Below are 9,433 nucleotides of genomic sequence, written 5' to 3'. Positions count from 1 at the left end.
ATTGCGCCACTTTGATGTAGTCGCTAAGTTTGCTGGACGATCGCTAGCATTAAATTGAGTTGCTTCGTTAAACTGATTCATAATTAGATGATGTAATTAATATAATCGATCTCTACAGATCGCAAACTGGATTGTCGGACTCTCGATCGCTGCGGCTGGGGAAAAAACCTCGACCGCGAACAGCAATTATCAACTGTGAACTGTCAATTGGTTCAACACCTGGGCATTGATAATTGCCTCGGGTTCTAGTACCAATACCAACTCTTTTTCTTGTAAAATCCAGCCGCGTAAATAAGGCGTAAATGCTGGATTAAAACTCCCGATCGGCGATTCGATTTGTTCGTGGGCAAATCGGGTCACTCCTTGAATCGATCGAACTGCAACCGCCAGCGGGACATTAGCAACGTTTAGAAGGGCAATATCGTAACTGTGTGCATGGCGATCGAGTGGTTCTAAACCGAGGATTTCCGGCAAATCTACCAGCCACAATAAGCTACTCCGACGATTGAATAACCCCAAAATCGGCGATGGCAAATTGGGAATTACCGAAATTCTCCCAGCAGGTAGCACGATCGCTTCTTGGGTTTGCAGCATCGGTACGACGGCGTAAGTTTGCTCGTCGAGCTTGAGCCGCAAAAACATATCACCGCTGGTTCTGCTCGATCTCTTGTTGGGTAAGGTAGTGACGCTCATGAGATAGATGGGAGATGGGAGGGGGGAGGTGGGAGAGGGTAGAGAATAGATAGACTGTTGGTTTACCCCCCCAACCCCCCCTTATAAAGCGGATGCGCGCACTGTTCGGGTTCCCCGACAGTGTTAGCGCACCAAGCAGGGGGGGCTTTTCCGGCTCTTTCCCCTTATAAAGGGGAGAGCTTTTCTGGCTCCCTCCCCTTTGTAAAGGGGAGGCTTTTCCGGCTCCCTCCCCTTTATAAGGGGAGGGTTGGGGTGGGGTAAAGGACTACGCTCGATTCCAACAAACCTAATTCGCTACCCGTAAATTTAATTAAATACAGATTTAATAGCTTTGATAATATCTTCTTGAGAGTAGGGTTTAGTGACGTAAACATCTACACCCTGTTTTTTGCCCCATAATTTATCTAAATCTTGAGAGCGAGATGTACAAGCAATCACGGGGATACTTTCAGTATCGGGATTTTTTTTCAATGTCCGACAAAATTCAAACCCATTCATTCCCTCCATTACGACATCGGTAATGACGACATCGGGCTTTTCTTTATCGACTAAACTCAAACCATCTTTGGCATTATCAGCCGAGACAACTTGATAACCATTATCTTTTAGATAAAGAGTCATCAACTGCATCTCAGAGGGGGTGTCTTCAACAACTAAAATCTTAACCATTACTCCACTTTTCCTAAATATACAGAATTGTTTAAACTTACTAATTAACTGCTTTAAGCTATCTATAAAATGCTTGGTAATTAATAATTAATAATTATTAATTATTAATTAATTTACTGGTGTTCTGCCATCAGATGTCTGGACACCATCTCGATCAAACCTGCTTGCGTAAACGGTTTGGTCATATAATCAGTCGAACCAGCCATTTTGGCTTTAGCCCGATCGATAATGCCCGTATTTCCCGTTACCATCACAATTGGCGTCTTTTTAAATGCTGGATGTTTGCGGAGCATCGAGCAAAGTTTGTAGCCATCGATCGTCGGCATTCCGACATCTAATAAAATAATGTCAGGATTGATGCGGATAATCTTCATTAAAGCCGTGCCGGAATCGACGATCGGGAAGACCTTGAAACTATCTCCATCGAGAAAGCGATTGATTTCCCGTAAAATAGTCGGACTATCGTCTACACAAGCAATCTTGTAAGTCGCTTGTTCGATGAGGTCGCCAGTTGCAACATCACTCGCACCGGATTTATCGGCAACTGCTGCGAATGCGGCGGTAATTGTCTGCGCTTTTTCATCAAAGCGTTCGCGATCTGATTCCACCAAATAGAGCTTGTGTAATCGATCGAATGGTGGTTGTGGCGGACGCAAACCGACAATCCGATTATTAATCAGTCGATGTAAGTTATTAGCGACTGTCAATTCATCTTGTTTGAGCAACAAAGACAATTGTCGAAAGCTAAAACCGATTAAGATTTTACTCAATTTCGCCTTAACATCTGGCGTGAGTAAAGGATGCTCGACATTCATCAAATACGGACGCTGATAAGGCGATTGAATGGCTGGTTGTAATGCCTGCCAAGCTTGTAACTCTGTTTGGCACTCTTTTGTCACAAACAGGAAGTTACCACTCCACCAAATCGGAAAAGCCGTATCGCGAGATATCAACTCGCTCTTCCCAGCCGTAATCAACAAATAAGATTGAAGTACTTCTTTGGTGATACTTTTGACCAGGGCACCAGCAGTTTGCTCGGTAATATGCCCTTGGGCGATCGCCCAGCGAATTGCCTGATAATCGAGACTGGGATAAGTAGCCTCAAAATTAGCGTCTTTGAGCTGTTCGCGCAGATCTGTATAAACCTGATTTGCTAAAACAACTGGGCTGAGTCGGCGCAGGTGTTGTTCCAGACGCTCGATCGGTTCGAGAGAATGATTGGCATAAAATAATTTACCTTCATAAAAGTACAGTAACCAAACAATGTCATTGGCAACAATCCGCAAACAACCTTTAGCTTGGGAAGTAGCTAACTGTTCTAATAACTTGATGGGGTTTAATGTTCTTTCGGTATCAGCAACGCTGCTAGAACCCTGATTCATGGCTCGAACTCATAGCTTAGTGGACTTAAAATTTGCAAGAGCAGGGATAGATCGCGATCGAGACTAAATATTTGGTTGGCTCAAACCCGTTGGTTCGCCCCGCCAAAAGTGAAGAATCGCTCGTGGGCATCAATGCGTGTCTTACTTATATTTCCCTAGTTAAATCCAAAAAACGACATCTGCTTGAGAAAGTCGTTGGATAGGGAATAGGGGATAGGGGATAGGGAATAGGGGAGATGGTGAGACGCTTGCGTCTTAACATCCTTACCCATTACCTTTTACCTTTTACCCATTACCTCTTACCCATTACCTCTTTCTTACCCTATCCCCTATCCCCTATCCCCTATCCCCTCTTAGCAACTTTTGACTCCAAAAGTGGAACTATAAAGGAAAGTATCGATCCGCTAGACACCTATGGCTATTTATTCTCCATTACGATCGCGACGGTTAGCAGCGCAGCAGGTAGAAGTCACCCAGCGGCTGATTACCTTCGAGCTACGCGCTCAAACTTTTGCACTCCCACTCGATCGAGTTCATAAAGTAATTGCCCTTAATGCTTTGGGCGACCGAGTTAAATCGAGATTATATGGCGATTCCAATCAGACTGGAGTGAGTTTGACCACATATCAAGGTCAAGAACTAGTCGTTATTGATATCGGTCAGCGCATCTTTGGCAGTACCCAGACATTGCTACCCACCTCGTCCCACCTGGGTGCAGATGCAACAGCACCAGCGGTGAGATATTTAGCGATCGTCGAGCCAGAACCAGATCGCTTAGTCGGTGTGCCGCTCGATTCACCGCCAATTATCCAATCGATGCCGCTTTCGGCATTTAAACCACTACCTGCGATCTATCAACAACATAGTAAGATCCATTGCGTCAGTGCCATGTCGATCGACTTACCCGATCGACCATCGATCTTTTTATTAGATGTCGTCACCTTAGCTGCGCCAGCGTAAATCGATCGGCTTTATTTGCTAACCTGTAACGGTAATTGTTAGGGTAATATAAACATAAAGCTCAACCTAAAAAATAGCGCGCACAGTATTGAAATGTGATTGTTTAGTTACTAATTATACAGCTCCGCCAAAGAGCTGAAGACTTTGCATGGGTTGATGTTAAACTAGAGGGAATATTTCAGGCGATTGCACAGCAGTTTAGTCTATAAAATTATCGAACTTTAAATGGCAAACCAGACGTGTATTTCGATCGGAATCAATCAATACCAGTTCTTGCCGCCGCTGAGTTATGGCATGGCTGATGCTGTGGCGATCGAGCATTTTTTTGTAGATGCAGCGGGCTGGGATGCGCAACAGTGTCTACTCTTGACCGATATGTCGGGAGAGGCTGCCAATAAATCGACTTATCCCACCCGCGAAAACATCAATCGCTGGATCAAACAGTGGTCTTGGGAGATCCTCCATCATGGAGATTTAGTATGGTTTTTCTTTAGTGGCTGTGGCGTAAGCTTTGGCGATGAAGATTATCTAATCCCGATCGACGGCAAGACCGACGATCTTGCCAATACTTGTATCTCAATTCGCCAACTCTATCAGCAGTTCCGCGATATTGGCGTCAATGCCCTGGTCTTTCTCGATGCCAATCACTCGCAGCATCTATCGCTCGGCGGCGGTATTGGTAACACCACCGCCAAACTCGCTCAAGAATATCAAATCCCTACTTTCTTATCTTGTCAAAGTCACGAATTTTCTAATGAAGATGCGGGATTGGGACATGGCTTATTTACGACAGCGCTACTCGAAGCCCTAAATTATCATCCCGATCTCAACCTCGAAACGATCGAGACTTACCTCACCAGTCGCCTTGCCGAATTGAGCGAACATCACTGGAAACCACTCCAAACCCCCCTGGCGATTATCCCCAAAGGCGTCTCGGAGCATCGTCCGGTGTTCTCGGCGACAACTCAATCATCGATCTCGGCAACCGTCCCAGAGGTGGTCTACAGCCCGCCGACACAGCCGCAATTCAGTCAGGATACTTATGCACCTTACACGCCGCCAATGCTGAGCGTGTCGCTGGTGACGCCCGAATCGATCGGGACTGGCGCGATCGTCAAAAGACCTGCGCCCAAACCGATCCGCAAAGAGATTCCTAACTGGGCAAAAGTCAGCTTTTTACTAACGATGCTCGTCGGTGCTGGTGCGGGAATTTTTGTGTTTAACTCCCAAATGCCCGCCGAACGTCAACCAATGGCGCGACCAGTTGCCAACGATCTGACTAGTTCGGTTTCCGTCGGCGTAGTGGCGGCGACCGAACCGATCCCCGACCTCCAACAAGCCAGAATGTATATCAGACCTGGTGATGCCACATCTCGCTATCAAGCGATCCTCGCCGCCCGCAAGATTACCGCGAGTACGCCAGAAGTAGCTTCAGAAGTCAAACAATCGATCGAGCTATGGTCGCAAGAAATCTATCAAATTGCCCAAAGTCATGCCGATAAGCAACACTGGCAAATTGCGATCGACACCGCGAGAATGGTGCCCCGCGATGCTCCCAACTACAGCACGGCTCAGGGTTCGATGTTGGAGTGGAAAAATAAATTGCCCCAGGGCTAGGCGCTACGATTTATACACGAGTTAATTGAGTTGCTGCGTAGTCCTTTACCCCACCCCAGCCCTCCCCTTATCAAGGGGAGGGAGCGAAAGCCCCCCCTTGATAAGGGGGGGTTGGGGGGGTAAGCCAACTCAAACGAAGTCTAGCCAACCTGCATACATCCAGTAGAGACTGAGCAAGTGGCTTAAGCCTCAACTCAAAAACAACTGATAAGCAGGATTCTGGCGCTCGTCCCAGTAACGATAGGGGGTGCGATCGAGAAAATCCGCCCAAGCAGTCATTTCCGTCGGTGGTACCTCAATCCCGATTAAAATGCGTCCGTAATCGGCACCGTGATTGCGATAGTGGAAGAGACTGATATTCCACTCGGGGTTCATACTATTGAGAAATTTGGTGAGTGCGCCCGTGCGTTCGGGAAACTCAAACCGATAGAGCAGTTCGTCTTGCACCACTGACGAACGTCCGCCGACGAGATGTCGCAGGTGCAGCTTAGCCATTTCATCATCGGTTAGATCGATCGTTTTAAAGCCTTCAGCTACCAATTTAGCAATAATCGTCGCAGTATCTGCCCGATTTTGGACTTGAACGCCGACGAAAATATGCGCTTGAGTCGCATTCGCCATCCGGTAGTTAAATTCCGTGAGATTGTGCGTCCCCAAACAGGTACAAAAGCGCCGAAAACTGCCCCGCTCCTCCGGAATAGTCACCGCCAAAATTGCTTCGCGGCGTTCGCCAACTTCCGCCCGCTCGGCGACAAATCGCAGCCTGTCGAAATTCATATTGGCACCACAAGCCACCGCCACCAGGGTTTTACCCACGATTTCCTCGCGCTCGATATAGGCTTTGGCACCTGCGATCGCCAACGCCCCCGCAGGTTCTAAGATCGATCGAGTGTCCTCAAACACATCCTTAATTGCCGCACAGATGTCGTCTGTATCGACCAGGATCGTCTCATCGACATACTTTTGACACAATCTAAAGGTTTCGACCCCTACCTCCTTCACAGCCACCCCATCGGCAAATAAACCCACCCGATCGAGTTTGACTCGCTCCCCAGCGGCAAGAGATCGACTCATTGCATCGGCATCGACTGGCTCCACACCAATAATTTTGATCTCGGGATACAACCGCTTGACATATGCGCCAATCCCAGCAATCAACCCACCACCCCCAATCGCGACAAAAATTGCATGAATCGGCTGTTGATACTGACGCAAAATCTCCATCCCGATCGTCCCCTGTCCGGCAATTACATCGGGATCGTCAAAAGGATGAATAAAAGTCAAACCCCGCTCTGCGCCAAGCTGACAGGCATAAGCATAGGCATCATCGTAAGTCTCGCCCGAGAGAATTACCTCTGCACCCCGAGCCGCAACTGCATCGATTTTCATTTGCGGCGTCGTCACTGGCATGACGATCGTCGCAGTAGTGCCCAGTTGCTTGGCACCTAACGCCACACCCTGCGCGTGGTTCCCAGCCGAAGCCGCAATTACCCCCCGCGCCAACAATTCCGGCGGCAGTTTAGCCATCTTGTTATAAGCCCCGCGCAGCTTGAAGGAAAAAACAGGCTGCATGTCTTCTCGCTTGAGCAAAATCTGATTTTTCAAACGATCGGAGAGGATTGGAGCGCGATCGAGTGGTGATTCGATCGCCACATCGTAGACGGTAGCCGTCAGGATTTTTTGGAGGTAGTCAGGATCGCTAGACATGAGCGGAGCAAGTGTGGATGAATGTAGATCTAGTCTACAGTCCTTCTGCTGGCGTCGCTCGCCTTCACCTTCCCTAACCTTATTTGGCGTTGCTGAATCTGGGTATGAAAGGGGGACTGGGGGACTGGGTGACTGGGAGAAGGGGATTTGGGAGTTGCACAAAAAGGGAAATCATACATCAATTCAGCAATGCCCTGCTGGAGAGCCGATCTGCTGAAACCATAGTCGTCAGATTGTCAGCTTACACATAAGTCGGCGATCGTCCGACCAAACTATTTTTTACATCTGTGTCGATCGTTACGGAGCTTTTTCGATCTGTTCAAATTTTACTGACAACTCAACTAAACGGATATTTTTGTGTATAAAATTGTACTTGCAACACTTGCGATATCTATCGATCGAGCCTAAAAAAGTTGCTATAATTATTCGGATATTACCAAGCAGTCTATATATTTCAACACATTTTCTTACTTATTAGACACCAAATAACATTCGGACAAATTAATGCTATTACCAATCTAATTCCTAATGATAGCGATCGCTCGATGTTGAGGTTTTATAAATAAATAGCCAGCACACTTTCGTGATTTGCTTTTCAATCGATCGTTATTGAACGTGTGATATTAAGATCTAGACAAATAATTAGAATAATTGTTTGTCTAATAGTTCGCCTGCTAGAAATTTTATCAAATTATTGCGATCGAGATCTCAATATAGCAAATTATACCAAGACAAAATACTTATAAATCCAACTGTTTGGGATCGATCGGCCGATCGGGCGATCGTGCCGAAACCTGCTAACGCCATATAGAGAAATCGCTCAGGGTGCGATCGTCATTTACCACGTCGGTCATCTTGCCGATCGATATTGAGTATTGCTAACGCTACTCAGTAAAGCTTCAGAAGACCTGGCTCTTCCTAGACATAGCGACCGAGCAAAATAGGATCGTATCGGGCACAATCGCCAATTAAGATCGTCAGGTTATTATCGATCGTTGGCAACTAAAACAATGCTCGAATCTATGATATGGTAGTGTCTCAGATACCAATCTATTTCTGGATTGCCATCCCCATGACTTTTAGTAACTACTGATATTTTCAATGACGCACATCGGTTATAATGTTGCACTATACAAGCTTATATCCCTTTATTAAATAAAAGTTTTGATAAATGAAATCAGTTGCGACAGGTGTCAAGTTACATACGGATAGAATCCTCATCGTTGATGATTCGCCGGAAATCCTCTCCGTTACGGAAGCTATTCTATCCTCCGCAGGCTATGAGACGATCGCCTATACCGACGGAAACATTGCCCTGCAAATTATGGAATTGTTACCGCCAGATTTGATCGTGCTCGATATCAACATGCCTCATATTGACGGGTTTGAAATGACTAAGCGCATCAGAGGTAATCCTACCTGGGATTTGACGCCCATCCTTTTATTTACGGCACTCGACAGTTCTCAAGCCGCGTATGGACTTGAATGTGGTGCTGACGATTTACTGGGCAAACCTATTGGAATCGAGGAGTTACTAGGCAAGGTAAGTTTGTTACTGCATTCTCGTTATCGTCAACAACTGCGGGCGGGGTAGGGATTAGGGATTAGGCTTTAGGTTGTAGCAGAGACGGGATAGGGGTTAGACTTTGGGCTTTAGGGATTAGGCTTTAGGTTGTAGCAGAGGCGGGACTAGACTACTTGTTAGTAGACAGAATCCTGCTTGTCCAAAAATCCCGATTGGGGTTATTTTCTAGATAATCTTAGGATTAAATTGACACTTCTGGGCGATCGCGACTTGGAGTAGGTTTTGATATCGCTCGGTACCGAGCGTATATGCACCAAATCGTTCGAGGTGTGGATTGGTCATTTGGGCGTCAAAGAGCCGAAAATTTTGCTGGCGGAGATGATTGACTAACTGCACCATCGCCACTTTCGATCCCTCGGGAATATGAAAAAACATCGATTCGCCAATAAAGGCAGCACCGATAGCAATCCCCAAGATACCGCCAGCGAGTTCGTTCCCTTGCCAAGTCTCAAAACTATACGCCCAACCCGCTTGGCACAACTCCCAGTAGATCTCCTGAAGCTCCCGAGAAATCCAAGTAGTATCGCGATCGGCACAACCTGCTACAACCGCTCGAAAATCCCCATTAATCCTGACAGTAAAGCGATCTTGATTGATGACGCGTCGCAATGATGTCGGGTACCGAAAGCGATCGTCGAGCGGAATCAGCGCATGTTTGTCGCTAGAATACCACTGAAGTTCGCTATCCTCATCATCTGCCATCAAAAAATAACCCTGCGAGTAACCCTCGATAATTCCCGGTATGTGGTATTTCATTTTAGGGGATAGGGGATAGGGAATAGGGGATAGGGATTAGGGTAAGAGGTAAGAGGTAAGAGGT

8 protein-coding genes are annotated in these 9,433 nt (G+C 46.7%); 3 read left to right on the top strand and 5 right to left on the bottom strand.

Annotation, left to right across the window (positions count from 1 at the left end):
• Window positions 1-189: 189 nt before the first annotated feature.
• The 3 genes from RMO35_RS09385 to RMO35_RS09375 all read right to left on the bottom strand — a co-directional run bounded on the left by RMO35_RS09385 (window position 190) and on the right by RMO35_RS09375 (window position 2,744).
• On the bottom strand, window positions 190-693 hold the full coding sequence (locus RMO35_RS09385) for a chemotaxis protein CheW (protein WP_309740520.1): 504 nt from the start codon (window positions 691-693) through the stop codon (window positions 190-192).
• Window positions 694-999: 306 nt separating this feature from the next.
• A complete protein-coding gene (locus RMO35_RS09380) occupies window positions 1,000-1,362 on the bottom strand; it encodes a response regulator (RefSeq protein ID WP_309740518.1) in 363 nt (120 codons plus the stop codon).
• Between the two features lie 113 nt (window positions 1,363-1,475).
• On the bottom strand, window positions 1,476-2,744 hold the full coding sequence (locus RMO35_RS09375) for a response regulator (protein ID WP_309740517.1): 1,269 nt from the start codon (window positions 2,742-2,744) through the stop codon (window positions 1,476-1,478).
• 414 nt (window positions 2,745-3,158) lie between these two features.
• Between RMO35_RS09375 and RMO35_RS09370 the strand changes: the two genes are divergently transcribed.
• Both RMO35_RS09370 and RMO35_RS09365 read left to right on the top strand, forming a co-directional pair.
• Window positions 3,159-3,704 carry a chemotaxis protein CheW gene (locus RMO35_RS09370; RefSeq protein WP_309740515.1) on the top strand — a complete coding sequence of 182 codons (546 nt, stop codon included), beginning with the start codon at window positions 3,159-3,161 and terminating at the stop codon, window positions 3,702-3,704.
• Window positions 3,705-3,929: 225 nt separating this feature from the next.
• Window positions 3,930-5,321: a caspase family protein gene (locus RMO35_RS09365; protein WP_309740512.1), complete on the top strand. Its 1,392-nt coding sequence runs from the start codon at window positions 3,930-3,932 to the stop codon at window positions 5,319-5,321.
• A 189-nt stretch (window positions 5,322-5,510) separates the two neighbouring features.
• On the opposite strand, the gene ilvA is transcribed toward RMO35_RS09365, so the two are convergent.
• The gene (gene ilvA, locus RMO35_RS09360; protein ID WP_309740510.1) at window positions 5,511-7,028 is read right to left on the bottom strand and encodes a threonine ammonia-lyase, biosynthetic; all 1,518 of its coding nucleotides are present in this window, start codon (window positions 7,026-7,028) and stop codon (window positions 5,511-5,513) included.
• A 1,171-nt stretch (window positions 7,029-8,199) separates the two neighbouring features.
• Here ilvA and RMO35_RS09355 point away from each other — a divergent pair.
• Window positions 8,200-8,622, top strand: a complete 423-nt coding sequence (locus RMO35_RS09355; RefSeq protein WP_309740508.1) for a response regulator — start codon at window positions 8,200-8,202, stop codon at window positions 8,620-8,622.
• A 156-nt stretch (window positions 8,623-8,778) separates the two neighbouring features.
• Here the strand turns inward: RMO35_RS09355 and aat are convergent, their stop codons facing one another.
• A complete protein-coding gene (gene aat / locus RMO35_RS09350; RefSeq protein WP_309740506.1) occupies window positions 8,779-9,369 on the bottom strand; it encodes a leucyl/phenylalanyl-tRNA--protein transferase in 591 nt (196 codons plus the stop codon).
• Window positions 9,370-9,433: the final 64 nt, after the last annotated feature.

The organism is Chamaesiphon sp. OTE_20_metabat_361 (genome assembly GCF_031364565.1).
This window is presented reverse-complemented; position numbering and strand designations above follow the sequence as displayed.